The sequence below is a fragment of the Nocardioides sp. Z24_21 genome, assembly GCF_058134345.1.
Genome location: NZ_JBYTTH010000001.1, coordinates 99,883 through 124,988 on the forward strand (window position 1 = coordinate 99,883; position 25,106 = coordinate 124,988).

25 protein-coding genes are annotated in these 25,106 nt (G+C 73.3%); 12 read left to right on the forward strand and 13 right to left on the reverse strand.

Features of this window, described 5'->3' with window-relative positions; all coding sequences use genetic code 11:
* Positions 1–15: 15 nt before the first annotated feature.
* Positions 16–1,263 (reverse strand): MFS transporter, encoded by a 1,248-nt coding sequence (locus tag AC3X7Z_RS00475; protein ID WP_489974650.1) that lies wholly within the window; start codon positions 1,261–1,263, stop codon positions 16–18.
* A 22-nt stretch (positions 1,264–1,285) separates the two neighbouring features.
* Here AC3X7Z_RS00475 and AC3X7Z_RS00480 point away from each other — a divergent pair, with 22 nt between their 5' ends.
* Positions 1,286–2,125 carry a DUF1028 domain-containing protein gene (locus AC3X7Z_RS00480; RefSeq protein WP_186341037.1) on the forward strand — a complete coding sequence of 280 codons (840 nt, stop codon included), beginning with the start codon at positions 1,286–1,288 and terminating at the stop codon, positions 2,123–2,125.
* The gene (gene glpK / locus AC3X7Z_RS00485; RefSeq protein WP_489974651.1) at positions 2,122–3,597 is read left to right on the forward strand and encodes a glycerol kinase GlpK; all 1,476 of its coding nucleotides are present in this window, start codon (positions 2,122–2,124) and stop codon (positions 3,595–3,597) included. Before AC3X7Z_RS00480 ends, glpK begins: the two co-directional genes overlap by 4 nt.
* Positions 3,598–3,612: 15 nt before the next feature.
* Here the strand turns inward: glpK and AC3X7Z_RS00490 are convergent, their stop codons facing one another.
* Genes AC3X7Z_RS00490 through AC3X7Z_RS00500 form a run of 3 tightly spaced genes read right to left on the reverse strand, consistent with a single transcriptional unit; the run spans position 3,613 to position 5,867 of the window.
* Positions 3,613–4,518: a hypothetical protein gene (locus AC3X7Z_RS00490; protein ID WP_489974652.1), complete on the reverse strand. Its 906-nt coding sequence runs from the start codon at positions 4,516–4,518 to the stop codon at positions 3,613–3,615.
* A 9-nt stretch (positions 4,519–4,527) separates the two neighbouring features.
* Entirely contained in the window at positions 4,528–4,977 is a 450-nt protein-coding gene (locus tag AC3X7Z_RS00495; protein WP_489974653.1) for a GNAT family N-acetyltransferase, read from the reverse strand.
* Entirely contained in the window at positions 4,974–5,867 is an 894-nt protein-coding gene (locus tag AC3X7Z_RS00500; RefSeq protein WP_489974654.1) for an arylamine N-acetyltransferase family protein, read from the reverse strand. The genes AC3X7Z_RS00495 and AC3X7Z_RS00500 overlap by 4 nt, the downstream gene beginning before the upstream one ends.
* A 170-nt stretch (positions 5,868–6,037) precedes the next feature.
* Between AC3X7Z_RS00500 and AC3X7Z_RS00505 the strand changes: the two genes are divergently transcribed.
* The 3 genes from AC3X7Z_RS00505 (at position 6,038) to AC3X7Z_RS00515 (ending at position 8,525) form a co-directional block, all read left to right on the forward strand.
* Positions 6,038–6,964: a DUF4397 domain-containing protein gene (locus AC3X7Z_RS00505; RefSeq protein ID WP_489974655.1), complete on the forward strand. Its 927-nt coding sequence runs from the start codon at positions 6,038–6,040 to the stop codon at positions 6,962–6,964.
* A gap of 221 nt (positions 6,965–7,185) precedes the next feature.
* Positions 7,186–7,599 carry a class F sortase gene (locus tag AC3X7Z_RS00510; RefSeq protein WP_489974656.1) on the forward strand — a complete coding sequence of 138 codons (414 nt, stop codon included), beginning with the start codon at positions 7,186–7,188 and terminating at the stop codon, positions 7,597–7,599.
* 287 nt (positions 7,600–7,886) lie between these two features.
* On the forward strand, positions 7,887–8,525 hold the full coding sequence (locus tag AC3X7Z_RS00515) for a hypothetical protein (RefSeq protein ID WP_186341030.1): 639 nt from the start codon (positions 7,887–7,889) through the stop codon (positions 8,523–8,525).
* Between the two features lie 9 nt (positions 8,526–8,534).
* On the opposite strand, the gene AC3X7Z_RS00520 is transcribed toward AC3X7Z_RS00515, so the two are convergent.
* From AC3X7Z_RS00520 to AC3X7Z_RS00540, 5 genes are read right to left on the reverse strand one after another with little or no spacing between them, the layout of a single operon-like run.
* Entirely contained in the window at positions 8,535–9,176 is a 642-nt protein-coding gene (locus AC3X7Z_RS00520; RefSeq protein WP_186341029.1) for a response regulator, read from the reverse strand.
* A gap of 39 nt (positions 9,177–9,215) precedes the next feature.
* Positions 9,216–9,722 (reverse strand): flavin reductase family protein, encoded by a 507-nt coding sequence (locus AC3X7Z_RS00525; RefSeq protein WP_489974657.1) that lies wholly within the window; start codon positions 9,720–9,722, stop codon positions 9,216–9,218.
* Between the two features lie 5 nt (positions 9,723–9,727).
* On the reverse strand, positions 9,728–10,855 hold the full coding sequence (macS, locus tag AC3X7Z_RS00530) for a MacS family sensor histidine kinase (RefSeq protein ID WP_489974658.1): 1,128 nt from the start codon (positions 10,853–10,855) through the stop codon (positions 9,728–9,730).
* Between the two features lie 23 nt (positions 10,856–10,878).
* Entirely contained in the window at positions 10,879–11,655 is a 777-nt protein-coding gene (locus AC3X7Z_RS00535) for a lysophospholipid acyltransferase family protein (RefSeq protein WP_186341027.1), read from the reverse strand.
* A 9-nt stretch (positions 11,656–11,664) separates the two neighbouring features.
* Positions 11,665–12,477, reverse strand: coding sequence for an alpha/beta hydrolase (locus AC3X7Z_RS00540; protein ID WP_489974659.1), 813 nt, complete (start codon positions 12,475–12,477; stop codon positions 11,665–11,667).
* A 127-nt stretch (positions 12,478–12,604) separates the two neighbouring features.
* Between AC3X7Z_RS00540 and AC3X7Z_RS00545 the strand changes: the two genes are divergently transcribed.
* Together AC3X7Z_RS00545 and AC3X7Z_RS00550 are read left to right on the forward strand one after the other, a co-directional pair.
* The gene (locus tag AC3X7Z_RS00545) at positions 12,605–13,123 is read left to right on the forward strand and encodes a hypothetical protein (protein ID WP_489974660.1); all 519 of its coding nucleotides are present in this window, start codon (positions 12,605–12,607) and stop codon (positions 13,121–13,123) included.
* Positions 13,124–13,160: 37 nt separating this feature from the next.
* A complete protein-coding gene (locus tag AC3X7Z_RS00550) occupies positions 13,161–14,387 on the forward strand; it encodes an ornithine cyclodeaminase family domain (protein WP_186341025.1) in 1,227 nt (408 codons plus the stop codon).
* On the opposite strand, the gene AC3X7Z_RS00555 is transcribed toward AC3X7Z_RS00550, so the two are convergent.
* The 4 genes from AC3X7Z_RS00555 to AC3X7Z_RS00570 are packed head-to-tail and all read right to left on the reverse strand — an operon-like array spanning position 14,372 to position 17,536.
* A complete protein-coding gene (locus tag AC3X7Z_RS00555) occupies positions 14,372–15,343 on the reverse strand; it encodes an ROK family protein (RefSeq protein WP_489974661.1) in 972 nt (323 codons plus the stop codon). The genes AC3X7Z_RS00550 and AC3X7Z_RS00555 overlap by 16 nt on opposite strands.
* Positions 15,340–15,792: a hypothetical protein gene (locus AC3X7Z_RS00560; RefSeq protein WP_489974662.1), complete on the reverse strand. Its 453-nt coding sequence runs from the start codon at positions 15,790–15,792 to the stop codon at positions 15,340–15,342. The genes AC3X7Z_RS00555 and AC3X7Z_RS00560 overlap by 4 nt, the downstream gene beginning before the upstream one ends.
* Entirely contained in the window at positions 15,789–17,084 is a 1,296-nt protein-coding gene (locus AC3X7Z_RS00565) for an ArsA family ATPase (RefSeq protein WP_489974663.1), read from the reverse strand. The genes AC3X7Z_RS00560 and AC3X7Z_RS00565 overlap by 4 nt, the downstream gene beginning before the upstream one ends.
* A 14-nt stretch (positions 17,085–17,098) precedes the next feature.
* The gene (locus AC3X7Z_RS00570; RefSeq protein WP_489974664.1) at positions 17,099–17,536 is read right to left on the reverse strand and encodes an SRPBCC family protein; all 438 of its coding nucleotides are present in this window, start codon (positions 17,534–17,536) and stop codon (positions 17,099–17,101) included.
* 118 nt (positions 17,537–17,654) lie between these two features.
* On the opposite strand from AC3X7Z_RS00570, the gene AC3X7Z_RS00575 reads away from it, so the two are divergent.
* The 5 genes from AC3X7Z_RS00575 to AC3X7Z_RS00595 all read left to right on the forward strand — a co-directional run bounded on the left by AC3X7Z_RS00575 (position 17,655) and on the right by AC3X7Z_RS00595 (position 25,101).
* Positions 17,655–19,454, forward strand: coding sequence for an AMP-dependent synthetase/ligase (locus AC3X7Z_RS00575; protein WP_489974665.1), 1,800 nt, complete (start codon positions 17,655–17,657; stop codon positions 19,452–19,454).
* Between the two features lie 290 nt (positions 19,455–19,744).
* The gene (gene cpaB / locus AC3X7Z_RS00580) at positions 19,745–20,521 is read left to right on the forward strand and encodes a Flp pilus assembly protein CpaB (RefSeq protein ID WP_489974666.1); all 777 of its coding nucleotides are present in this window, start codon (positions 19,745–19,747) and stop codon (positions 20,519–20,521) included.
* Positions 20,518–21,765: a CpaE/TadZ family protein gene (locus tag AC3X7Z_RS00585; RefSeq protein ID WP_489974667.1), complete on the forward strand. Its 1,248-nt coding sequence runs from the start codon at positions 20,518–20,520 to the stop codon at positions 21,763–21,765. The genes cpaB and AC3X7Z_RS00585 overlap by 4 nt, the downstream gene beginning before the upstream one ends.
* A gap of 1 nt (position 21,766) precedes the next feature.
* A complete protein-coding gene (locus tag AC3X7Z_RS00590) occupies positions 21,767–23,194 on the forward strand; it encodes a TadA family conjugal transfer-associated ATPase (RefSeq protein WP_489974668.1) in 1,428 nt (475 codons plus the stop codon).
* The gene (locus AC3X7Z_RS00595; RefSeq protein ID WP_489974669.1) at positions 23,191–25,101 is read left to right on the forward strand and encodes a type II secretion system F family protein; all 1,911 of its coding nucleotides are present in this window, start codon (positions 23,191–23,193) and stop codon (positions 25,099–25,101) included. Before AC3X7Z_RS00590 ends, AC3X7Z_RS00595 begins: the two co-directional genes overlap by 4 nt.
* Positions 25,102–25,106: the final 5 nt, after the last annotated feature.

Genomic DNA, 25,106 nt, shown 5'->3' on the forward strand with positions numbered 1-25,106 from the left:
GCTCGGTGCACGTGGCTAGGCCGTGTCCGGCTCCGCCTGCTCGGAGCGGTCGGTCACCCGCCGCCCGGCGGCCGGCAGCACGCGCGGCAGCCGCTGGAGGTAGGCCGCGCTGACCACGGCGACCAGCGCCAGCACCCACCACAGCGTGGTCCGCCCCTGCGCGAGCAGCCAGGTGAACGCGATCGGGGTCACCGCTCCCCCGATGCCCCAGCTGAGCTGGAACAGCCCGAGGTAGCGGCCGCGGAGGTGGTCGGGGGCGGCCTCGGCGGCCGTCGCGCTGAACACCGGCCCGCCCACGAGCTCGCCGCTGGTGTAGACGGCGGCGCCGACCAGCATGGCCACGACGGCGAGCCACACCGGCAGCCAGCCGGCGAGGACGAACAGTGCGTAGCCGACCACGAAGACGACCTGGGCCAGGCCCATCATCCGGGCCCGGACCTGTCCGTTCATGCGGCGTACGACGAGTCCCTGGCAGAGCCCGACCATCGCGGTGTTGAGGGTGAAGATCGCCCCGACCACCCAGCCCGGGAGGGCGATCGTCTCGGCGACGTAGACCGGCAGCGCGAAGTTGAGCACCATCATGCCCGCCACGAATCCGAGCTGGCCCGCCACCAGGCGCAGGTAGGCCCCGTCGCGCAGGACCACGCCCCAGCCCTCGACCGGTGCGTCGTCGGCGTGTGCGGCGCGGTGGTCGGGCACGTCGAGCAGCAGGACGAACGCCAGGACGAAGGTCACCGCGTTGACCACCACGACCGACTGGTAGGCGAGATCGGTGCCGATCTGCAGTGCCAGCCCGGCCAGCACGCCGCCGACGGAGTAGCCGAGGTTGCGCACCGCCTGGAGGAACCCGAACCACACCTCCCGCTCCCCCGGCGCCGAGATCGCGGTGACGACGTTGCCGAAGGACCCCCAGAACGACTGGCGCCCGAGGTTGAGCAGGGTGGTCCACAGCGCCACGGCGAGCAGCGAGTCGGCCCACAGGTAGGCCACCATGCCGGCGGCCTGGATCAGGTTGCCCGCGAGCATCATCCGGCGCGGGCCGAACCGGTCGACGAGGGCGCCGATGACGAAGGCCCCGGGCATCGTCAGCAGCGCCGAGATCGACAGCGCCGACCCGACCTGCACGAGGGACAGGTCGGTCATCGCGATGAAGTAGAGCAGCGTGATCGGCATGAACAGCCCACTGCCCACGGTGTCGGCGACGATCGCGGCCACGAACCTGCGGTGCTCCCCGACGTGGGGGAAGCCGAGACGGGTCAGCACGTGCTCACACTAGGGTCGGGCCATGACATTCTCGATCGTGGCTCGGTCCGACGACGGTGAGTCGTGGGGCGTCGCGGTGGCCTCCAAGTTCCTGGCCGTGGGTTCGGCCGTGCCTGCGGCCGCCGCGGGCATCGGCGCGGTCGCCACGCAGGCCGACGCCAACACCTCCTACAAGTACCTCGGCCTCGCCCACCTCGACGACGGCGCGACCGCCCAGGTCGCCCTCGACCGGCTGGTGGAGGACGACGAGGACCGCGAGCACCGGCAGGTCGGCATCGTCGACTCCGACGGCAACGCCGCGACCTTCACCGGAGCCGAGTGCTTCGCCTGGGCGGGCGGGACGACCGGACGCAGCGGTGAGCGGGGCGGCTACGCCATCCAGGGCAACATCCTCACCGGACCCGAGGTGGTGGAGGCGATGGAGCGGGCGTGGATCGGCGCCGAGGGCCGCTCGCTCGAGCGCCGCCTGCTCGCCGCGCTGGCGGCGGGCGACGAGGCGGGCGGCGACAGCCGCGGGCGCCAGTCCGCGGCGCTGCTCGTCGTGCGCGACGGCGCCGGCTACGGCGGCCACGACGACGTCGCGGTGGACCTCCGGGTGGACGACCACGCCGACCCCGTCGCCGAGCTGACGCGTCTGGTCGAGCTCAACGAGCTCTACCTGACCGCCTCGACGCCCGAGGAGCAGGTGCCGGTCGACGACGCACTGATGATCGAGCTCGAGTCGCTCGCCAAGGCGGAGGGCAAGGACAGCTTCCGGGAGTGGGTCGGGTCGGAGAACTACGAGATGCGCGTCGCGCCGGGCCTGCGGCCGGCCTGGATCGACCGTCGGGTGCTCGCAATCCTCCGGGGCGACGCGCAGTGAGCATCCTGGCCATCGACGCCGGCACCACCGGGGTCACCGCCGTCGTCGTCACGCCCGACGGCCGGATCGCGGCCACGGGCTACCAGGAGTTCCGGCAGCACTTCCCGCGGCCCGGCTGGGTCGAGCACTCGGCCGAGGAGATCTGGCAGGCCACCATCGAGGCCACCCGCGAGGTGCTCACCAAGGTCGACCAGTCGGAGCTGACGGCGATCGGCATCACCAACCAGCGCGAGACGATCGTGCTGTGGGACCGCGAGACGCTCGGCTCGCCGCGGCGGGCGATCGTGTGGCAGGACCGGCGCACGGCAGACATCTGCGACCGGCTCCGCGCCGAGGGCCACGAGGACCGGGTCGCCGAGCTCACCGGCCTGCGCCTCGACCCGTACTTCTCGGGCACCAAGCTGACCTGGCTGGCCGAGAACGAGCCGCACACGTGGGCGCTCGTCCAGTCCGGCAGGTACGCCGTCGGCACGGTCGACTCCTACCTCATCGCCCGGATGACGCGCGGCACGTGGCACGTCACCGACGTCTCCAACGCCTGTCGCACCCTCCTGCTCGACCTCGAGTCGGGCGAGTGGTCCGACGAGCTGTGCGAGCTCTTCGGCGTCCCCCGCGACGCTCTGCCCGACCTGGTGCCCAACTGGGGCGAGATCGCACCGACCGACCCGGCCACCTTCCTCGGCCTGTCCCTGCCGATCGCGGGGGTCGCGGGCGACCAGCAGTCCGCGCTCTTCGGGCAGACCTGCTTCGACGAGGGCGAGTCCAAGTGCACCTACGGCACCGGCTCCTTCGTGCTCACCAACACCGGCAGCACGGCCGTGCGCAGCGACGCCGGCCTGCTGTCGACCGCGGCCTGGCGCTCCCCCGACGGTGGGCTGACCTACGCCCTGGAGGGCGCGATCTTCGTCACCGGAGCGGCGGTGCAGTGGCTGCGCGACGGGTTGCAGATCGTCGGCAGCGCCGCCGAGACCGCGGCCGTCGCCGCCACCGTGGACGACTCCGACGGCGTGGTCTTCGTGCCCGCGCTCACGGGGCTCGGGGCACCGCACTGGGACCCGCACGCCCGGGGCGCCATCCTCGGCATCACCCGCGGCACCACGCGCGCCCACCTCGTGCGCGCCACGCTCGAGGGGATCGCCTTCGAGGTGCGCGACGTGCTGGAGACCCTGCCCGAGCTCACCACGCTGCGCGTCGACGGCGGCGCGGCGGCCAACGACTTCCTCTGCCAGCTCCAGGCCGACCAGGTGGGCCGGGCCGTGGAGCGTCCGGAGATCGTGGAGACGACGGCGCTGGGCGCCGCCTTCCTCGCCGGGCTCGGCACCGGGGTGTGGGACTCGACCGACGAGCTCCGCGCGACGTGGGCGCTGGACCGCCGCTTCGAGTCCGGCGGCGACCGCGGCGCACTCGACGCGGCCTACGCCAGGTGGAGCGAGGCCGTGGAGCGGTCGAAGGGCTGGGCGAGCCTCGGCTGAGCGCCCGTCAGCCCGTCAGCCCTTCAGCCGCTCGCGGGCCTCGCGCGCCGCCTCGACCTCGGACCTGGCCTCGTCGACGGCCTCCTCGACCTCGGCCTGCGCCGCCTCGGCCTCGGCGAGCTGCTCGTCGACCTCCTCGAGGGTGTCCTCGAGCGTGGCGATCCGCCCGCGCAGCTCGTCGATCTCGGACTGGACCTGGAGCGTGCGCGCCTGCAGCTTCCCGACCGACCGGCGGGCCGCCCGGTGCTCCTTCTCGTGGTCCTTGAGCGCGCTGCGCGCCCCGGCGAGCCGCTCGTCGGCCGCCGACCGCGCCTTGACGTCGGCGTCGGGATCGGGGACGACGTGGAGCTGCGGACGCTGCGTCGGGTCGGGACCCGGCGCCGGGCGGGCCTTCGCACTGAAGCCGAGCGCCTCGGGCACGGCCACGGCGCCGCCGAGGTCGAGGTCGCCCAGCCCGGTCGCCGACAGCGCGCTCACCAGCAGGCCGCTCCGTACGGCGCGCGCGGCGTCGGGCTCCAGCATGGCGGCGGTGAGGGTGGCCTCGACCTGCTCGGCCACCGACTCCGTCGTCCGCACCCCCTCCTCGCGCGCCATCCGCCGCGCCGCGGTGGTGACCGACGCGGTCAGCTGGCGGCGCTGCTTGGTGAACTCGCGCAGCTGGGTGGCGTCGAGGTTGTCCTGCGCGTCGCGCAGGGCCTCGCCGACGGCCAGCACCTGGTCGACCTGGTCGGGGTCGCGGCGCACGAGCAGGTTGACCACCCACGCCGCGACCGACGCCTTGCGCAGCCCCCTGATCGCGGCGGCCAGGGCCTTGTCGGCCCGGTGCTCCTTGACGAGCGCGTCGCGCGCGGGCGTGAAGTCGGCGAGCGGCAGCGCGTAGAGTTCGTCGGCGATCTCCAGCAGCGGGTCGGCGTCCGGCATGCACCGATCCTAGGGAGCCGCGTACTCCACCTCGGTCGGATGGGGCGGCCAGGGGCACTCCTGGGTGACGCCGCTGGGTGCCCAGCCGAGGGACTCGTAGAGCCGGCGCGCCCTGGCGTTGGCCTCGAGGACCCACAGCCGCCGGGCTCCCGCGGCCTCGGCGCGGAGGAAGCCCTCCCTGCCCAGCCCGGCGCTCCAGTGGTCGGGCCGCACCGCCAGGTGCCGCAGCGTGGAGCCGTCGTGGGCGGCGAGGGCGACCAGCCCCTGCCCGTCCTCGACGACCTCGACGCTCACCTCCGGGTCGTCGAGGAGCAGGGCCCAGCGCGCGAGCACGTCGTCGTCGGGGTAGGGCAGCTCGCCGAACACGTGGGCGAGCCCGACCCGGCTCGCGACGCGCTCGAGGTCGCGCAGCGCCACCAAGTCGTCCGCGGTCGCCCGCCGCCACTGCCGCGCGCTCACGGGCGACCCGCCTCGTCCCAGGCCCGGTGGGCGGCCCGGGTGCGCTCCCACAGCGACGCCCACTCGTCGTCGGAGACGTCGTCGACCGCGAGCAGCAGGTCGTCGACCAGCGCGCCGCGCCACTCGGCGTACGACGTCAGGTCGCGCTGGTCCTTCCCGGCCGGGGTCATGACCTGGTGCACCAGTCCCCGCACGGTGCGCTGGTGCGCCCCGTCGATGCGCTGGGCGACGACGACGCGGCGGAAGGGCGAGTCCGGGCCCCGGCTCAGGGTGTCGTGCGCCGCCTCGACGGCCTCGGCCGAGTGGTCGCGGGACGTGACGACCAGGCCCCGCAGCACGCCGCCGGGCAGGTGCCGGTAGGTCCAGGCGGCCGGCCCCGTCGGGCGCCCGGCCGCCTGCGCGCCGTAGCCCGCTCCGATGCCGAAGGACCACCCGTCGACCACGTGGTCGCCGCGCACCAGGGGCAGCGGCTCGGCGAAGCCCTCCCCCAGCCCGGCGTCCGCCCACCAGTGGCCACCGGGGTTGTCGTCGGCGGGCAGCCCGGACACGACGAGGACCAGATGGTTGAGGGCGGTGCCGAGCTGGTCCTCGGGCCGGAACCAGACGTGGCCGTGGCGACGACTGACGGCGAACCCGAGCCGCTCCAGGAGCCAGCCGAGCGCGCCGTTCTGCTGGAAGCAGTAGCCGACCCGCCGACCGCCGGCGGCACGCGCGGCGGCCGCGACCGGGTCGACCGGGTCGGGACGGCCGAGCATCGTGGAGAGGTTGTCGTAGGGGATCCGGGCGACGTGGGCCCGGTGGAGCTCGCGCAGCCCGGCCAGCGTCGCGGGCGGCGCGGCATCCAGCCCGAGGCGCGCGAGGTAGGCCCCGACCACGGTGTCGTCGTCCACGCTGCTCCTCGCTCTCGCCCACCCGGCCACCGGGCGCGCGACGACCGTAGCCCGTGGCCCCGCGCGGCGCGTGGGCATACCCCATTTCGGGGTTGAGCCGCCCGGCCGGCGGGTGTTCAGGTGAGGACGGTCTCCCGCTCGGGACGCCGGGCTGTGGGGATGTGGTGGGGATGCGTCGACGACTCCGTGCGCTGGTGGCGGCAGCCTGGCTGCCGGTGGTGCTCGGCCCGCCCGCGAGCGCCGACGCGCCCGCGCCCGTCCCCGCCCGGGTCACCGTCATCCAGGCCGTGCCCGGTGCCTCGGTCGACGTCTCCGTCGACGGGCGCGAGGTCGCAGCGGGGGTCGCCGTCGGCGACGTGCTCGGCCCGTTCGACCTGCCGTCCGGCGACCACGAGATCAGCTTCCGCGGCGACGGCGTGCGCGTCGACTCGACCCTGGACGTCGGCGCCGGCGAGGCCAGCGACGTCGTCCTGCACCTGCCGGCCGAGGTGGGCGGCGACCCCGTCGTCCACTCCTACGCGGCGCCCGCCGGCCCCATCGGCCCCGGCAAGGCCCGCGTCCTCCTCGCCCACACGGCGACCGTCGCCCCAGCCGACGTCGAGGTGGACGGGCAGACCGTCTTCACCAACATCGCCAACGGCGAGTTCGCCGACGCCGACGTGCCGGCCGGGTCCATCGAGGTCGCGCTGCTGCCCTCCGGGACGGACGCCGACCCCATCCTCGGACCGCTCGAGGTGACGGTGGAGCCCCGGACGCTCTCGATGATCTACGCGTACGGCAACCCGCGCGACGGCTCGATGAACGTCATCGCGCACACCGCCCGGCTGGCACCCGACGGGAGCGTGCGCCCCTCGCGCATCGAGACCGGCTCGGCGGGGCTGGTGCACGACCCGGTCGCACCGTTCGGGGCCTCCGCCGCCGACCCGGCCGCCTCCGGTCCGTGGCCCGCTCTGCCACCCGGTCCGTCACCCGGGGCGTGGTCCGCCCTCGCCGTGGCAGCGCTGGTGGCGGCAGGGCTCCTCGTGCGCGCCCGGCGCCCCCGCGCCTGCCTGCGTCACCCGCGAGCCCGCACCTCCGCGCGACCACCCGCGGGATGACCCGCAGCGCACCGGGGAACCTGGTCTCCGCCGGTCTCCTCCTCGCCGCCGCCGGGTGCGCCGGGACCGGCCCCGCCGCGACCCCACCGGCGGCCGACGAGCCGACCACTCAGGCCGCGGACCCCCGTCCCCAGCCGGTCCTCCCCGCTCGCCGGGCGCGATCGGAGGTGTCTCCGCGCCGACCGGCCAGCGCCACGCTCCCCAGCGGACGCGTCGTCCCCGTGACCGCCGCGGGCACCACCGGCGCCGGCGTCCTCGACGTCCCCGGCGACGTCGACGTCGCCGGATGGTGGCGCGGCGGCTCCCGGATCGGCGACCCGTTCGGCTCGATCCTCCTCGCCGCGCACGTCGACTCGTGGACCGAGGGACTCGGACCGTTCGCCGAGATGCTCACGACCTCGGAGGGCGCGCGGGTGCGGCTCGAGGCCGACGGCCTCCGGCAGGACTTCGAGGTGACGTCGCGGCGGCTGGTGCCGCAGGGCGGCCTCGCGGACGACGCCTGGATCTACGCCGCGGCCGGCGATCTCCGGCTGACGCTGGTCACCTGCGCGCCGCCCTACGACGCCGGCCGCGGCGGCTACCAGAACCTCGCCGTGGTGAGTGCCCGGCCGATCGGTCCCCCGGAGACGACATGAGCCCGAAGAAGCCCTTCCAGAAGCGCCTGCCCACCGTGCTGCCGCCCGCGCCGCGCCGTCCACCCGAGCAGCAGGCCTCCGCGCGGCGCGCGCCCCGCCCGGCAGGACCCCGTGCCGCCGCACCCGCCTCACCGGCGCCCGCACCCGCCCGCGCCGCTGTCCCCGCCCCTCCTCCCGCTCTTGTCCCCGCTCTTGTCCCCGCCCCTGTCCCCGCCGCTCCCCCCGCTCCTGTCCCGGTCGCCGGCCCGGACCGGCCGAGCCGGCCGGACCGCCGGACGCCCCTGCTCGTGGCGCTCGCGCTCGCGGGGGTCCTCGGAGGCGCCGTCGGGGTGTGGCAGGTCGTCGGGGTGGACGGGTCGTCGCGCCCACCGGCGGCCGCCCTGCCGATCGACGGCTGGCCCGCGGCGGGCGAGTCGCGGGCCGTGACCGAGGTGCGCGCCGACGGCGACCTCGAGGTCACGCACTGGATCCACTCCGACCTCCCGCTCGACGAGGTCGGGCTCACGCTGCCGGACCTCGACGGGGCCGTCCAGATCGCGGCGGCCGACGTGGAGGTCGTCGCCGACGGTCGCACCGCAGCCGGGCCGCGCGTCGTGCCCGCGGGCGGGTCGTCGTACTCCTTCGCCGAGGCGACGCGCATCCAGGTGCGCTACCGGCTCACGGGTGCGGTCGAGCGGAGCTCGTCGGCCGACGGCCGCGGGCTCGCGACCACGACGTCGCTCGACGTCACCGCGACCCAGGCGCGCGACGTGCGGGTGGTGCGGTCGCAGGAGGTGCTGTCGCTGGCGTGTGCCGCGCCCGACCGCCGGCCCACGCCGTGCGGCACCTCGGGCGGGGTGTCGGGCGGCACGGACCAGTGGCGCGTCGAGCTCACCGGGGACGACCCCGTCGACCGGGTGCTCGCCGTGGTGACGATCCCGTCCTGAGCGGCGCGATCAGGACTCGTCGAGCCCGTTCTCGATGGCCCACCGGGTCAGCTGCACCCGGTTGTTCATCTGCAGCTTGCGCAGGGTGTTGTGCACATGGTTCTGCACGGTGCGGTGCGAGATCACCAGGCGCCCGGCGATCTGCTTGTAGCTCATGCCGGTGGCGACCATCTTGAGGATCTCGGTCTCCCGCTCGGTCAGCTGGTCACGCGGGTCGTCGGCGGGGCCGTCGGCGATGCGGCGGAACTCCCCCAGCACCAGCCCGGCCAGTCCGGGGGTGAACACCGTGTCGCCCTCGGCGACCCGGGCCACCGCGTCGATGAGCTCGGCGCTGGAGGCCGACTTGACCAGGTAGCCGGTGGCACCGGCCTTGACGGCGTCGAGGACGTCGGCCTGCTCACCGCTGGCGGAGAGGATCAGCACGCGGGCCGCGGGGTCGTGCTCGAGCATCATGCCGGTGACCTGCACCCCGCTGTGGTCGGGCAGCTGGAGGTCGAGGACCACCACCTGCGGCGCCGCCGCGGGAAACCGGGCCATCGCCTCACGCCCGTTGGCGGCCACCGCCACGACCTCGTGCCCGGCCGCCTGCAGATCCCGCTCGACCGCGTCGCGCCACATGGGGTGGTCGTCGACCACCATCACCCTGACCATGCGTCCCCCCTCCGAGAGCTGGGCAGGAGACTAGACCAGTCAGGCGCCGGGCGGGACGTAGCGACCGCGGCGGTGCGCCAGGGGCTCGTCGTCGTCGCCGACCACCACCTCGTCGAGGGTGCAGGTCACCAGCCGCGACCACCCGGCCTCCGCCCGGGTCTCGACGCTGACCAGGGCCCAGGTGCCGGCCCGCGCCAGGCGCGGCCCGTGGGAGGTGTCGACCCAGTCGGCCATCCGCCACGGCCCGCCGGGCGCGGGGGCGGTGCCGGCGAAGGCGTCGGCGAGGCCGCGGTCGTCCCACGACAGCAGCTGCACGACGCCCCGTCCCGACTCGAGCAGCAGCTCGGTGAGGTCGGCGTCCGGGTCGAGCAGCGCCACCACCCGGCCGGGCTCGCCGCCCGCCACGAGCCACGACGTCACCGTCAGGCCGGCCCGCTCCGCGTCGTCCCCGGCCGTCCACAGCGAGACGGACCCACCGAGGCGCCCGCGCAGGCGGCGTACGGGGTCGTCCGGGGTGGGGAACGGGTGGCCGGCGTGGATCGTCACCCGCCTCACGCTAGCGGCACCGCCAGCTCCCACGCGGTGCCCCACTCTCCGCTCTGCACGGTCGCGGTGCCGCCGAGCGCCTCGACGCGCCCGCGGATCGACGACGCCACGCCCAGGCGCCCCTCGGCCTCCGCCTGGTGGAGCCGACCGGGAGCGATCCCGGGACCGTCGTCGCGCACCGAGATCGTGATCGCTCCCGTCCCGGCCTCGGCCAGGACCCACGCGGTGGCGTCGGGGCCGACGTGGGCGAGCACGTTGTCGAGGCACGCCTTGACCGCCGCCACGGTCTCGGCCACCACGTGGGCGTCGACCGGCACGGCGCCACCGGGGGTGGCGACCTCGACCCGCACCGGGTGCGCGGTGGCCATGGCCTCCAGCGCGCCGGCGAGGTCGACCAGGTCCCCGGCCCCCGCCGGCACGGTGTCCTGCTGCCGGATGAGCGAGCGCAGGCCGCGCTCCTGCTCGCCCGCGAGCCGGCCGAGCTCGGCCCACTGTCCGCCGCTGGCCGCCCCCTGCCGCTGCACCATCGCCAGCACCTGCAGGACGCCGTCGTGGACGGCGCGAGCCAGGCGCGTGCGTTCCTCCGCGGCTGCCGCCGCCCGCTCGGCCTCGTCGCGCTCGCGCGCCATGCGCTGGAGCGACTCGCACAGGTAGCCCACGATCGGGCCGCCGATGACGACCAGGAAGACGTTGCCGTAGTTGCCCTGGTCGACCACCTGACGGGGCAGCAGGTCCGCCACCGACAGCACGACGGCGGCCACGAGGCCGCCCTTCCAGTGCCAGTGGATCGCCCACGCCAGCAGGGCGCCCATCACCCAGAAGCCCGGCAGGGTCGCGAGGAAGCCCTCCGACTTCAGCCACGGCGTGACCGCGATGGCCGCGACGGCGATCAGCAGGTCGGCCACCAGCAGGGCCGGCGTACGGGTGGCGGGACGGCCGTAGAGCCAGATCGCGACACCCGTCCACACGACGAGGCCCAGCACGACGGCGAGGGCGACGTCGGGGTGGGCGAAGCTGTCGCGGCGGTAGGCGTTGAGGCCGACCATGTTGACGGTGACGACCACCCGCACGAGCGCGAGCGCCGAGTAGAGGCGGTCCTCGACGGCGAGGGCGGAGTCGGCCCGCGGGTGCACCGGCAGCGGGCGCCGCAGGAGGCTCAGGACGCCTTCCGATCGGGCTGCCCGGGCCCGTCGTCCGACTGCTCGCGCGCCGCCTTCTCCCGCTCGGCCTTCTCGCGGTCGGCCTGCTTGGCCCTCTCCTTGTCGAGCTCCTTGGCCTTGCTCGCGTAGAGGTCGACGTACTCCTGGCCGGAGAGCCGCATGATCTCGTACATGATCTCGTCGGTGATCGAGCGCAGGATGTAGCGGTCGTTCTCCATGCCCGCGTAGCGGGAGAAGTCGAGGGGCGCGCCGAAGCGCACGACCGGGCGCGTCCAGGTGCCATAGACCTTGCCCGTGGGCGCAACGACGTCGGTGCCGACCACCGCGCACGGGATGACCGGGGCGCCGCTCTCCAGGGCGAGCCGGGCCACCCCGGTCTTGCCGCGGTAGAGCCTGCCGTCGTGGGACCGGGTGCCCTCGGGGTAGATGCCGAAGAGGTCGCCCGCGGCGAGGATCCGCATCGCCGACTTCATCGCGCCCTCGGCGGCGTTGGCGCCGGATCGGTCGATCGGGACCTGTCCGGCGCCGGTGAAGAACTTCTTCTGGAACCAGCCCTTGATGCCAGGGCTGGTGAAGTACTCCGCCTTGGCCACGAAGGTCACGCGACGGTTGAGCGTGAGCGGCATGAACAGCCAGTCGGCGTAGGAGAGGTGGTTGCTCGCGATGATCGCCGGACCCACCTCGGGCACGTTGTCCACCCCGTAGACCTTGGGCCGGAAGACGAGTCGCAGGACCGGCCCGAGGGCGATCCACTTCAGGAACCAATAGAGCACTGTCCGAGACTATCCCTGCTGCTGGGCGGTGACCCGCTCGATGAACTCGGCGGACTCGGCGAAGATCCGCGGGGCGTCGTGGTCGAGGGTGGCGACGTGGTAGCTGTCCTCCAGCACCCGCTCCTCGAAGTCGGTGGACGACAGGCCCGCGTGCAGGGCGCGCGAGCTCGCGATGTCGACCACGTGGTCCTCGGCCGAGCGGAAGAACAGCACCGGGACGGCGATCCTGGGCAGGTCGCGGCGCAGGTCGGCGTAGCCGGCGAACATCGACGCGGCCGCCCTCAGCGGCGTGGTCGGGTAGCCGTGCTCGTCGGCGCCCGGCTTCTTGATGTCGTTGGCGATGCCCGGCATCCCCGGGAGGACGTGCTTGAGCAGGGGCAGCAGCTTGACGTCCTTGCGCAGCGTGTCGACCGCGGGGTTGACGACGACGATCCCGGCGAGGTCCTCACCGTGGTCGGCGGCGAGTCGCAGGCACAGCGCACCGCCCATGGAGAGCCCGACGGCCACCACGGCGTCGTTCTCCGACGACAGCTTGTCGAGGGCGCCCTCGACGGTCGCGACCCAGTCGGCCCAGGTGACCTTGTTGAGGTCCTGCCAGCGGGTGCCGTGACCGGGGAGCAGCGGCATCTCGACGGCGTAGCCGCGTGCCGCGAGGTCCTCGGCCCACGGTCGCATCGAGACGGGGTTGCCGGTGAAGCCGTGCTGCACGAGCACGCCGATGCGCCGTCCGCCCGTCAGCTCGGGCCGCGCAGGCGTCGACATCGGCGCGACCCGCTCGGGGTCGAGGAGCGGGGCCCGGGTGCCCGGGAGGGGGAGCTTCACGCGCACAGTGTGCACCAGCCCGGCACGGCCGCACCCCGGACGCGTCGGAGCGCCGCACCGGTCGTCCGGCGGAGGGTCCCCGAGCGACCCCGCGACGTGGAACCAGTCCCCCGCTACCGTGGACCGTGTGAGTCGCCCGGAGGACGAGAGCCGCACCGAGCTCGCGTGGCGCGAGATCGTCGCCCACTACGGCGAGCGCGCCGTCCTCGACGACCAGGCGCGCTCCTCGCCCAGCGCCGACGCGCCTCCCACCGACCGGGTCGAGGAGCCGAGCGACGACGCGGCGGGTGCCTCGGCTGACGACCCCACGGTGCCCCCGTCGGACGAGCTGTCGGACGAGCTGCCCGAGCACCTGCGCGACGTCGACGAGGTCGAGCGTCGCGAGCAGGCGATCGCCCGGGCCGAGCAGTTCAAGCCCCCTCCCGCGCCGCCCTTCCCCGTCCCGCGCACCTGGCAGCGGGGACTCGCCTGGGCCGGGGTGTTCGTCTCACCGGTCGTCGCCCTCGTCATCGGCCTGTTCTCCTTCTACGTCGCTCCCCTGGTCGGCTGGGCGCTCGTCGGCTGGTTCGTCGGCGGGTTCGTCTACCTCGTCCTCGACATGCCGAAGGCTCCGCGCGATCCCTGGGACGACGGCTCGCGCGTTTGAGCGCCGGTCACGATCCGCGGGGCGTAGGGTCTCGCGCGTGGGGGCGCGCGAGACGGTCGAGATCACGGGTCACCTGATGGACAGCGGCATCCTGTCGCGCGTCCTCGACGACATCCGGGAGTACGGCGGCGACTACGTCATCGAGGAGTTCGACGTCGGTCACGACGCGCACGACCCGAGCTGCGCCCGCCTCACCGTCGAGGCCCCCGACGACGACTCCCTGCAGCGCCTCCTCATGCGGCTGCAGACCCGCGGGGTCAACCAGGTGCTCCACGGCGACGCGACGCTGGTGGCCGCAGCCCACGACGGGGTCCTGCCCGACGGGTTCTACGCCACGACCAGCCTCCCCACCCGTGTCCGGCTGGACGGGCGCTGGCATGACGTCGAGGCCCCCGAGATGGACTGTGGCCTGGTCGTCGAGACGACGCCGTACGGCGACCACCGCGTCCGCACGATCCCGATGCCCGACGTCGTGCGTGGCATGCGCGTCGTGACGGGCGCCACCGGCATCCAGGTGAGCGTGCCGGGTCGCCGCGTGGCACCGTCCGCGAGCGGCTCCGCCGAGGGCGACGTGCCCGACCGGCCGCAGGCGATCTTCGTGCGGCAGGTCGCCGACGGGATGCGCGAGGCGCGCTCGGACGGCAAGCCCCTGATCTGGGTGGCCGGCCCGGGGGTCGTGCACGCCGGAGCCGTGCCCGCACTCGTGGCGCTGGTCCGAGACGGTTGGGTCGACGTGCTCTTCGCGGGCAACGCCGTCGCGGCCCACGACGTCGAGGCGGCGCTCCACGGGCCGGGCATCCGTGGCGTGCGCGGCTACGAGCACGGCCACGAGCACCGGGTGCGGGCCGTCAACACGATCCGCAAGGCAGGCTCGATCGCGCAGGCCGTCCGTGACGGGGTGCTGACGAGCGGGCTGATGCACGCGCTCGTCACGCACGACAAGCGGTTCGTGCTCGTCGCCTCGGTCCGCGACGACGGGCCCATGCCCGAGGCCTACACCGACGTGGTCGAGGGACAGCGGGCGATGCGCGCGGAGGTCCGCGGCGCAGGCCACTGCATGATGCTGGCGACGCGGCTCCTCGCCTCCGCCACGGGCAGCCTCCTGCCCGCCACCGTGCCCCTGGTGTGTGTCGACAGCGACCCCGCCACGGTCAGCCGGCTCACCGACCGGGGGGCCAACCCGGGGCGCGGCATCGTGACCGACGTCGCCCTGTTCCTCGAGCAGCTCGCACTGGAGCTGGTGCCCGACTACCGCTGGGCGTGAGCCGCCGACACCAGCAGGGCCGCCCCGATCATGCCCGCCTGCGGGCCCAGCCGGGCAGCGAGGACGTCCGGGGTCCGGCGGTGGGCGCCGCCGACGAGCGAGCGTCGCAGCGCCGCGCGCGCCGGCTCCAGCAGCAGGTCGCCGGCGGCGGACAGTCCACCGCCGACCATCACGACCTCGGGGTCCAGCGCCGCGACGAGGTTGGCCGTGCCGACCCCGAGCCAGTCGCCCACGGAGGCGAACGCCTGCGCCGCCACCGGGTCGCCGCTGCCGGCCGCCGCCGTCACCATCGGTCCGCTCACCCGGTCGAGGTCGCCGTCGGCGGTCTCGTGCAGCACCGACGGCTGCCCCGCCGCCAGCGCGGCGCGGGCGTGACGGACGAGCGCGTTGCCGGACGAGTACTGCTCCCAGCAACCCCGCCGCCCGCACTCGCACGTCAGGCCGTCCGGGACGACCTGCATGTGCCCGAACTCGCCCGCCATGCCGTTGGCGCCCCGCACGACGCGACCGTCGAGGAGCACGGCGCCACCGATCCCGGTGCCCATCGTGATCATCAACGCCGACCCTGCCCCCCGCGCGGCGCCGTGGGTCGCCTCCGCCCGCGCGGCGCAGTTGGCGTCGTTGTCGAGCAGGACGGCACACCCGAGGCGGTCGGCGAGCAGCTCGCGCAGCGGCTCGCCCTGCCACGGCAGGTGCGGCGCGAACATCACCCGCTCCCCCGCCCGGTCCACGAGTCCCGCGGCGGCCACGCCCACGCCGGCGAGTGGCGCCCCGGCCGCGGCCTCGACGACGGCCTCGACCAGCGCGTCCTCGACGCGGCTGGTCACCACCCGGCGGCCCGGGGTCGTGCGCCGCGCCGTGCGGGTGACCCGGCCCTCGGCGTCGACCACACCGGCCAGGACCTTGGTGCCGCCGATGTCGACCCCGACCACCACGCCCGGCCCCCGGCCGCTCACGGGTCCTCGGGCCACTCGTCGTCGAGGTCGATGTGCTCGACGTCGGGGTCGTCCTCCCGGCGGGGCGTCCGGGGACCCCGCGTCGCCATGACAGCGGAGAACGCCTGCGCGAGCGACGCCGCCGCGGCGCCGAGGTGGGCACTCACCTCGGGACTGGTCTGGCGCACCACGGCCACCATCCGGCACACGGGACACACCGTGCACTCGGCCGAACCGGTCGCGAGGTGGTCGTCGAGGTCGTGGGCGGACGCCGCGAGGTGCGACGCCAGGCCGGTCAGCCCGTCGCCGGCCTCGTCCGCGTGCTCGCGGGCCCAGCCGGAGAGGGCGCCGAGCAACCTGGTCGCCTCCTCCCCCAGCGATCCCAGGGCGTGCAGATCGGCGTGCGGATCGGGGTGCGGGTCGGCGTGCGGATCCGTGTGCCGGTCGGCGTGCGGGTCTGCGTCGGTCACGAGGCCTCCTCGGGCACGTCGTCAGGGTCGGCGTCGGAGTGGGCGTCGGGGTGGGCGTCGGGGTGGGCGTCGGGGTGGGCGTCGGGGTGGGCGTCGGGGTGGGCGTCGGCCGCGCGGGCCGCACCGTCGACCGGGGCGGTGAACCGGACCTGCAGCTCGCCGTCGCGCACCCGGGCCCCGGAGACGCGATGGCGCGCGAGCCCGGTCGGCAGCGTCAGGAGCCGGCGGTAGGAGGCCACCGAGACGATCAGCTCGTCGCCCTTGCGGACCAGCCCCACGTCGTCCTGGGCGGCGAGCGGCAGCGGGAGCGACACGACGACGGCACCGGGCGTGGTGCGCACCGACATCGCCGGCGCGGAGGTGCCGTGTCCCAGCGGGTCGGAGCCGTCGTACACCGACGCCGCGACCTCGAGGAGCTCGTCGCGGCCCACGGGCTCCGTGGCCCGGTAGACCGATCGGCGCACGTCGAGGCCGGCGAAGGAGTCGGCCGCGTCCTCGAGCCGACGACGCTGCGCCTCGACCCAGGTACGGCGCCACTCGTCGGCCCCCTCCTCGGGGAACACCCGGTTGACGATCGCCGTGTCGACGCTGTAGCCGAAGAGCGTGAGGAACGTGTAGGCCCGACGCGCCTCGGCCAGCACGACCGACTCGGGCGTCAGGACCAGCCGCACGGATGTCTCGGGCCCGGTGAGCACGGTGCGTACGTCGTCGAGGTCGGCGTGGAGCCGTTCGATGGCGTCGAAGACCGAGTCCTCCGGCATCGGCACGCCGGCCGCCCTGGTCAGGACCGGCTTGAGCGCCTTCACCACGCGGCGCTGGGCGGGCAGGACGCGTCCCATGTACCACCCGAGCGCCTCGGGGAGGGCGAGCAGGCGCAGGGTCTCGGCCGTCGGCGCGCAGTCCACCACGAGGACGTCCCACTGCCCCGACCTCGCCTGCGCGCGCACCTCGAGCAGGGCCAGCACCTCCTCGGCGCCGGGGATGACGGTGAGCTCCTCGGCGGCGACATGGTCCACCCCGGCCACGTCGAGCACGCTGAGGAGGTAGCCCTGGATGTCGGACCAGGACCGGTCGAACCGTTCCTGGGCGTCGACGTGCTGGACCCACAGGTTGTCCGCGGCCTCGGTCGGCTCGGACGAGGCCGCGACGTCCAGCGCGTCGGCCAGCGAGTGGGCGGCATCGGTCGACAGCACCAGGGTCCGGTGGCCGGCGGCCGCCGCTGCGCACGCCGTGGCGGCGGCCAGCGTCGACTTGCCGACGCCGCCCTTGCCGGTGAACAGCAGGATCCGCATGCCCGGACCGCGTGTCAGAGCGACTCGACGCGCTTCTTGAGGCCCTTCAGCGCGGCGTCGATGAGGATCTTCTCGCCCTTGCGCTTGAGCATGCCGATGAGCGGGATGCTCACGTCGAGGGCGAGCCGGTAGGTGACCTCGGTGCTGCCGTCGCCACGGTCGACGAGCGTGTAGGCGCCGTCGAGCGCCTTCAGCATGTTGCCCTCGACGAGGGTCCAGGTGACCTCCCGGTCACCGTCCCAGTCATAGGCGAGGGTGTACTCGTCCTTGATCGGGGAGACGTCGAGCGCGAAGTAGACCTGCTCGGCGCGGTCGCCCGTCCCGGGGACCGTGACCTCGGCCTTCTGCACCCCCTTGGCCCACTCGGGGTAGGCCTCGAAGTCGGCGATGACGGCCATCACCTCGGCCGGAGGAGCGTCGACGACGATCGACGAGGAGGTCTGTTCGGCCATGGCCGGAGCCTAGCCCACCGCCGCGCCCGTTCCGGCCCGGTGCCACCGGGCCTGCGGCCGGCGGAAGTCCGCGGGATAGCCTGCGGATCGCAGTCCACCATCTCCAGGAGGTTCCACCGTGCGTGAGTACTCCACGCCGCTCTCCATCGCGATCCCCACCACGGGGAACCTCACCGACGACGTCGTGACCAACGCGCGCGACTTCGCCGAGACGGCCGTGTTCAGCCGCCCGACCGAGGACGGCGGCTGGGTCGACGTCACCGCGGCCGAGTTCCACGACGACGTCCGCGCGGTGGCCAAGGGGCTCGTCGCCGCAGGCGTGGAGGTCGGCGACCGGGTCGCCCTGCTGTCCAAGACCCGCTACGAGTGGACCCTCCTCGACTACGCCATCTGGTTCGCCGGCGCCGTGACGGTGCCCATCTACGAGACGTCCTCGGCCGAGCAGATCGGGTGGATCCTCCAGGACTCCGGCACCCGGGCCGTCGTCGCGGAGGGCTCCGACCACCTCGCCCGGGTGCGCGAGGCACGCGGGTCCAACGACCTGGCCGAGCTGCAGCACGTGTGGTCGCTGCAGGACAACGCCGTCGACGTGCTGCGCCGGCTCGGCTCCGACATCTCCGACGAGGTGCTGGAGCAACGGCGCACGTCGGCGACGCCGCTCGACCTGGCCACCCTCATCTACACCAGTGGCACGACCGGCAAGCCCAAGGGCTGCATGCTCACCCACGGCAACTTCATGTTCGAGCTCGGTGTGGCCGTCGACGAGCTCGCGGAGCTCTTCGACACCGAGGGCGCCTCGACCCTGCTGTTCCTGCCGCTGGCCCACGTCTTCGCGCGCATCATCCAGGTGGGCTGCGTGAAGAGCCGGGCCAAGATGGGCCACAGCTGCGACATCAAGAACCTGGTGGCCGACCTCGGCGAGTTCAGGCCCACCTTCATCCTGGCCGTGCCCAGGGTGTTCGAGAAGGTCTTCAACAGCGCCTCGCAGCGGGCGACCGCCGACGGCCGGGGGAAGATCTTCGACCGCGCGGCGGACGTCGCGATCGCGTGGTCGCGCGCCTCCGACGGCACGCGGGTGCCCGCCCGCCTGCGCATCCAGCACGCGCTCTTCGACCGGCTCGTCTACGCCAAGCTGCGGCAGGCGCTGGGGGGCAGCTGCCGCCACGCCATCTCCGGAGGCGCACCGCTGGGTGACCGGCTCGGCCACTTCTACCGCGGCATCGGCGTCCCGGTGCTCGAGGGCTACGGCCTGACCGAGACGACGGCCGCCCTGTCGGTCAACCTGCCCGAGGCCACGAAGATCGGCACCGTGGGACGTCCGTTCCCCGGCACCAGCGTGCGCGTGGCCGACGACGGCGAGCTGCTCTTCCGCGGCGGGCAGGTCTTCGCCGGCTACTGGGGCGACGAGGAGGCCACGGCCGAGGCGATCGACCGCGACGGCTGGTTCCACACCGGCGACGTCGGCGAGGTCGACGACGAGGGCTTCGTGCGCATCACCGGCCGCAAGAAGGAGATCATCGTCACGGCCGGCGGCAAGAACGTCGCCCCCGCCGTGCTCGAGGACCGGCTGCGGTCGCACGCGCTCATCGACCAGTGCCTGGTCGTGGGCGACGGCCAGCCCTTCATCGGTGCGCTCGTCACCATCGACCGCGAGACCTTCCCGGCCTGGGCGGAGCAGCACGGCAAGGTGCCCGACCTCAGCGCCCTCGTGGACGACCCGGACCTGGTCGCGGCGGTGCAGGAGGCCGTCGACGAGGCCAACAAGTCGGTGTCGAAGGCGGAGTCGATCCGCAAGTTCACCATCCTCACCGATGAGTGGACCGAGGAGGGCGGCCAGCTCACCCCCAGCCTCAAGCTCAAGCGGCGCGTGGTGATGCGCGAGACCCGCGACGAGATCGAGGCGCTCTACCTCGGCTGAGGCCGTCCGCGGGATCAGCCGTGACTAGGTCGGACTAGTCACTTCGGGCCATGCCGAGGCAATGATCGGGTGGTTTGCCAGGTTTAGCCCGCGCCCACCGATCGCAGACCCCTAGATTCCTGTCGCTGGGGATCATCCGGGACCCCCGACGACCTGCGAGAGGGGTGCACGCGCGTGTCCGCACACAGCCTCAGGTCTCGCGCAGGTCGGCAGCATCCTGCCCGTACGCCGTCGTCCCCGACCCCGGTCGCCTGACCTCGTACGGACACCCCCACCCGAAGGAAGACTCCATGGCTCGCCGCTCTGTCCTACTCGCAGTCGCGCTCGTCATCGCGCTGGTCGGCACCGCGCTGATCGTGCTCTACGTCCAGGGCATCGACAAGCGCGCCGTCGCGGGCCAGGAGCTGGTCGAGGTGCTCGCCGCCACCGACACCATCGAGCCCGGTGAGTCCGTGGCCGCCGCGATGGACGCAGGGAAGTTCGCCAAGCGGCAGGTGCGCCGTGACGACGTGGTCGACGGCGCGCTGTCCTCGACCGGGTCCATCGCAGACCTCGTGTCACTCGGCACCATCTACGCAGGCGAGCAGGTGATCGCCCCCAAGTTCGGCACCCTCAGCAACACGGAGGGACTCATCATCCCAGACGACAAGGTCGCCATCTCGGTGGAGCTGAGCGACCCCGCCCGTGTCGCCGGCTTCGTCAACCCGGGGTCGGACGTCGCGATCTTCCTCTCAGCCGACCCCATCCGCCGGCTTCCCGACGGCTCGGAGCAGAGCCTCCCTCCCTACACCCGTCTGCTGCTTCCCAAGGTGCAGGTCATCGGCGTCGGCACGTCGAGCATCTCCGCCAAGACCACCACCACCGACGAGGGCGAGCAGATCGTCGAGGAGGTGCCGAGGGCCATCCTCACCCTCGCGGTGGACCAGAAGCAGGCAGAGAAGGTCATCTTCGCCGCCCGCAACGCCGAGATCTCCTTCGCACTCCTCTCAGAGGACTCGAAGGTCGACGACGGACCGGGCGTGAGTGCCGCCGACCTGATGCCCGAGATCTTCCGGACGGCGTCGTGACCGCGATCGTCGAGTCCGACCGAGGGCACCTCGCCCTGCTCCAGGCGATGCTGCACGGGTCCCAGGCCTTCGGCACGATGGAAGAGCTCGGCGATCACATTCGGACCTCCCCGACGGAGTTCGCCGTCGTCATCGGTCCCTCCATCACCCCCGAGGACGCCTCGACGCTCGCCCAGTGGGCGCGGGTCCACCGTCCGGACCTCGGCGTGATCTTCCTGCGTCACGAGGTGGACAGCACCGCCCTGTCGCTGGCACTCCGCTCGGGCATGCGAGAGGTGGTGGCCGCCAAGGACCTCGCCGGCATCACCACGGCCGTGCAGCGTGCCCGCAACGTGGCCTCGGCGATCGCCCAGACGCTGGAGGGTGAGGTGCAGGCGGCGACACAGAACGCCGTGCAGTCCGCCCAGGCAGCGGCCGCCGCGGCGACCGAGGCCGAGAACGCCCCTCGCGGCAAGGTGGTCACCGTCTTCTCGACGAAGGGCGGCGTCGGCAAGAGCCTCGTCGCCACCAACACCGGGGCCGCGCTCGCCGACCTCGGCCACGACGTCTGCATCGTCGACCTCGACGTCAACAACGGGGACGTCGCGATCATGCTCCAGGCCACCCCGGTCCGCACCGTGGGCGACCTGATCGCCTTCAGCGGCGACATCGACGCGTCGGCCGTCGAGTCCTTGGTGACCCCCCACTCCCCCGGACTGTCGATCATCGCCGCACCCGTGCACCTCGACGCCGCCGACAAGGCGACCAGCGAGGACGTCGGCAAGCTGCTGGAGGCATTGCAGGCGATGTTCGACTTCGTCGTCGTCGACACGTCCGGCTCCTTCGACGACCTCGCGCTCGCCGCCCTCGACCGCTCGGCGACGATCGTGCTCGTCGCCACGCTGGACATCCCCTCGCTCAAGGGGCTCAAGCTGGCCACCGGCACGCTCGACCTGCTCAACTTCGAGCGCAGCTCGTGGACGCTCGTCCTCAACCGCGCCGACGCGAAGGTCGGGCTGAGCGTCGACGAGTTCGAGTCGACGGTGAAGCTCAAGGCCGACCACTCCCTTGAGTCGAGCCGCGAGGTGCTGGCGTGCGTCAATCGCGGCGAGGCGATCGTTCGTGCGCACCCCAACCACCCCAACAGCAAGGCCTTCAAGGCGCTCGCCGCCTCCCTCGCGGCCACCCTGGCCCCGAAGGTCCCCGCCCAGACCACCGCCGCCGGCCGAAGGCCCGCCGGCCGTCTCCGACTGAGGAAGGCCTGACGTGAGCCTCACCGACCGGCTGGCTGCCGCCCGCTCCCGCTCCGACGCCCCCCACGCGCCCACCGTCACGCCCCCCGCCGGGATCGCACCGGCCGAACCGGCGAAGGTGCCCGGGGCTCCCGTCTCGGCAGCGCGCCCGAAGGCAACCGGGGTGGACCCGTTCCTCGATGTCAAGCGAGTCGTGCACGCCCAGCTGGTCGAAGCCCTGGGACCCAAGCTCTACGACGTCCACATGACGCACAGCGAGCTCGAGCAGCAGGTGCGGATCGCGCTGCAGAAGGCCATCGGCGAGACCGAGCGCCCGATGTCCTCGACCGACCGGACCCGGGTGTCGCAGGAGATCGCCGACGACATCCTCGGCTACGGGCCCATCGAGCCCCTCCTGCGGGACTCCACCCTGTCCGAGGTCATGGTCAACGCCTACGACTCGATCTACGTCGAGCGTGGCGGCAAGCTCGTCAAGGTGGACACGTCGTTCTCCGACGAGGCCCACCTGCGCCGCACGATCGACAAGATCGTCAGCAAGATCGGCCGCCGGGTCGACGAGACCAGCCCCATGGTGGACGCGCGACTGCCGGACGGCAGCCGTGTCAACGCCATCATCCCCCCGCTCGCGCTGGACGGTTCGAAGCTCACCATCCGCAAGTTCTCCGAGGACCCCTTCACGGTCGAGGACCTGATCCGCTTCGGCAGCCTGAGCCGCGCCGCTGCGAGCCTGTTGGAGGCCTGCGTCCGGGGACGGCTCAACATGCTGGTGTCCGGAGGCACGGGCGCGGGCAAGACGACCACCCTCAACGTGCTGTCGTCCTTCATCCCCGAGGACGAGCGGATCGTCACCATCGAGGACGCCGCCGAGCTCCGACTCGGGCAGGACCACGTGCTCCGCCTCGAGTCGCGGCCTCCCAACATCGAGGGCAAGGGCGCGGTCCTGATCCGCGACCTGGTCAAGAACTCCCTGCGCATGCGGCCCGACCGCATCGTCGTGGGTGAGATCCGTGACGCCGCCGCGCTCGACATGCTCCAGGCCATGAACACCGGCCACGACGGGTCGATCTCGACCCTTCACGCCAACACGCCGCGCGACGCCCTGGCCCGCCTCGAGACGATGGTGCTGATGGCCGGCATGGACCTCCCGGTCCGCGCGATCCGCGAGCAGGTGTCGAGCGCGGTCGACCTCATCATCCAGCAGACCAGGCTCAAGGACGGCACCCGCCGGATCACGGCGATCACGGAGATCGTGGGCATGGAGGGTGACATCATCACCACCCAGGACGTGTTCCTCTTCGACTACAACGCAGGCGTCGACGAGGACGGGAAGTTCCGCGGGCAGCTGGTCTCCACCGGCCTCCGACCACGCTTCCTCGAGCGCCTCCAGGACCACGGCGTCCGGGTGGACCCGTCGGTCTTCATGACGGGCGCGCGGACATGAGGCGATCGCTCGCGCGGGGCATCTCCGCGCTGCTCGCCGGGTCGTTCGTCGCGCTGGGCAGCGCCCTGCCGGCCCACGCGACCAACGAGATCAACATCGACCACGTGGAGTCCGGGCCCGGGCTGGTCTCCATGCTGATGTCGGCGGACGGCCTTCCCGAGGGCAGCGTCGTCGACGGTGACACCCTCTCGGTGGTCGTGGACGGCAACCCGGTGCAGGCGAGCGTCAAGACGGCCGCCACGGGCGGCATCCAGCGCTCCACGGTCCTCGTGGTGGACACGAGCGCGAGCATGCAGAAGGGCGACAAGTACGACGCGGCTGTCGCAGCGGTCAACGCATACCTGGAGGCGACCCCGCCCGAGATCGCGGTCGGTCTGGTGACCTTCGCGGGCAAGGTCAAGGACCGGATCGCGCCCTCCGACGACAGGGCGGTGGTGCTGGCCGCTGTCGAGGGCGCCAAGCTCACGAAGGGGACCAGCGTCTACGACGCCATCGACGCCGCGCGGGAGCTGCTCGGCGACGACGGCGCGCGGTCGCTGCTCGTGCTCTCCGACGGGGCCGACACCAACAGCGTGACGACGCTCGACGTCGCGTCGGGCGGCGCAGTGGACGCCGGCGTGGTCGTCGACGTGGTCGCGCTCCAGAGCGCCACCCAGGCCAAGCAGGTCAGCACCCTCGCCGACAACACGGGCGGTCGCGTCATCCCGGCCGATCCCGACGCGCTCAGCGCGGTGCTCGCCGACCAGGGCGACGCCCTGGCGCACCAGCTCGTGGTCACCTTCGAACCCCCCGAGGGGGTCGGCGCTGAGGCCACGATCGACGTCACCGTCACCAACGGCGACCAGACGTTCGCCGACTCGGCCCTCGTCTCCCTCGGCACCTCGGCGATCGACGTGCCCGATGTCGTGGAGACGGGCAAGGCACTGGTCAGCACCCCGGCCATGCTGATGGGCGCGCTCGCGATCTTCCTCGGTCTCGGCGGCGTCCTGGTCGTCGCCCTGACGGGTCCGCGCGGCCCCACGACCGCCGAGTCCCGGCTCGACGCGTACTTCGCCGCGGCCGATGCCCAGCCGGGGTCGAAGCGACGCAGGAAGAAGGCGCTCACCGAGACGGCCTCCCTGCGCCAGTCCGCGATCGCGGTCGCCGACAAGGTCGTCAACGCCGACCTCGAGACCCGGATCAGCCGTCGGCTGACGGGTGCGGGCTCCGCACTGACGGCGTCGGAGTGGATCCTCCTCCACGCCGGGATCGCCGTCGCCAGCGCCATGGGCGGCTTCCTCGTGGGCAGTGCCGGCCTGGCGGTCCTCGGCCTGGTCGCCGGCGCGGTCGGGCCGTGGTTCTACCTGAAGTGGCGACACGGTCGTCGCCTGACGGCCTTCAGCGGTCAGCTCCCGGAGACGCTCGGGCTGATGGCGGGTGGGCTGCAGGCAGGACTGTCCCTGCCGCAGGCCGTCGACACGGTGGTACGTGACGGGAGCCAGCCGATGTCCGGCGAGCTGCGTCGCGCGCTGGTGGAGCAGCGGCTCGGCGTGGACATCACCGACGCCCTCGAGGCGGTCGGTGAGCGGATGGACAGTGACGACTTCTCGTGGGTCGTCATGGCGATCCGGATCCAACGCGAGGTCGGGGGCAACCTCGCCGAGATCCTGAACACCGTCGCCGACACCCTGCGTGAGCGCGAGTACCTCAGGCGACAGGTCCGCGCGCTGAGCGCCGAGGGTCGCCTGAGCGGCTACATCCTCGCGGGACTGCCGGTCGCCCTCTTCATCTTCATGATGTTCGCCAACCGGGAGTACATCTCGGTGCTCTACACGACCCTCCCCGGGTACGCGCTGTTGGCGGCGGCGGGCGCTCTTCTCGCCATGGGGTCGTGGGCCATGGCCAAGCTCGCTCGAGTGGAGGTATGACGTGA

Bases quoted from the DNA above. Each gene is read 5' to 3' on its own strand.
- AC3X7Z_RS00480 (WP_186341037.1), top strand. From the start codon at position 1,286: ATGACATTCTCGATCGTGGCTCGGTCCGACGACGGTGAGTCGTGGGGC.
- AC3X7Z_RS00490 (WP_489974652.1), bottom strand. From the start codon at position 4,518: ATGCCGGACGCCGACCCGCTGCTGGAGATCGCCGACGAACTCTACGCG.
- AC3X7Z_RS00505 (WP_489974655.1), top strand. From the start codon at position 6,038: ATGCGTCGACGACTCCGTGCGCTGGTGGCGGCAGCCTGGCTGCCGGTG.
- AC3X7Z_RS00520 (WP_186341029.1), bottom strand. From the start codon at position 9,176: ATGGTCAGGGTGATGGTGGTCGACGACCACCCCATGTGGCGCGACGCG.
- AC3X7Z_RS00565 (WP_489974663.1), bottom strand. From the start codon at position 17,084: ATGCGGATCCTGCTGTTCACCGGCAAGGGCGGCGTCGGCAAGTCGACG.
- AC3X7Z_RS00570 (WP_489974664.1), bottom strand. From the start codon at position 17,536: ATGGCCGAACAGACCTCCTCGTCGATCGTCGTCGACGCTCCTCCGGCC.
- cpaB (WP_489974666.1), top strand. From the start codon at position 19,745: ATGGCTCGCCGCTCTGTCCTACTCGCAGTCGCGCTCGTCATCGCGCTG.
- AC3X7Z_RS00595 (WP_489974669.1), top strand. From the start codon at position 23,191: ATGAGGCGATCGCTCGCGCGGGGCATCTCCGCGCTGCTCGCCGGGTCG.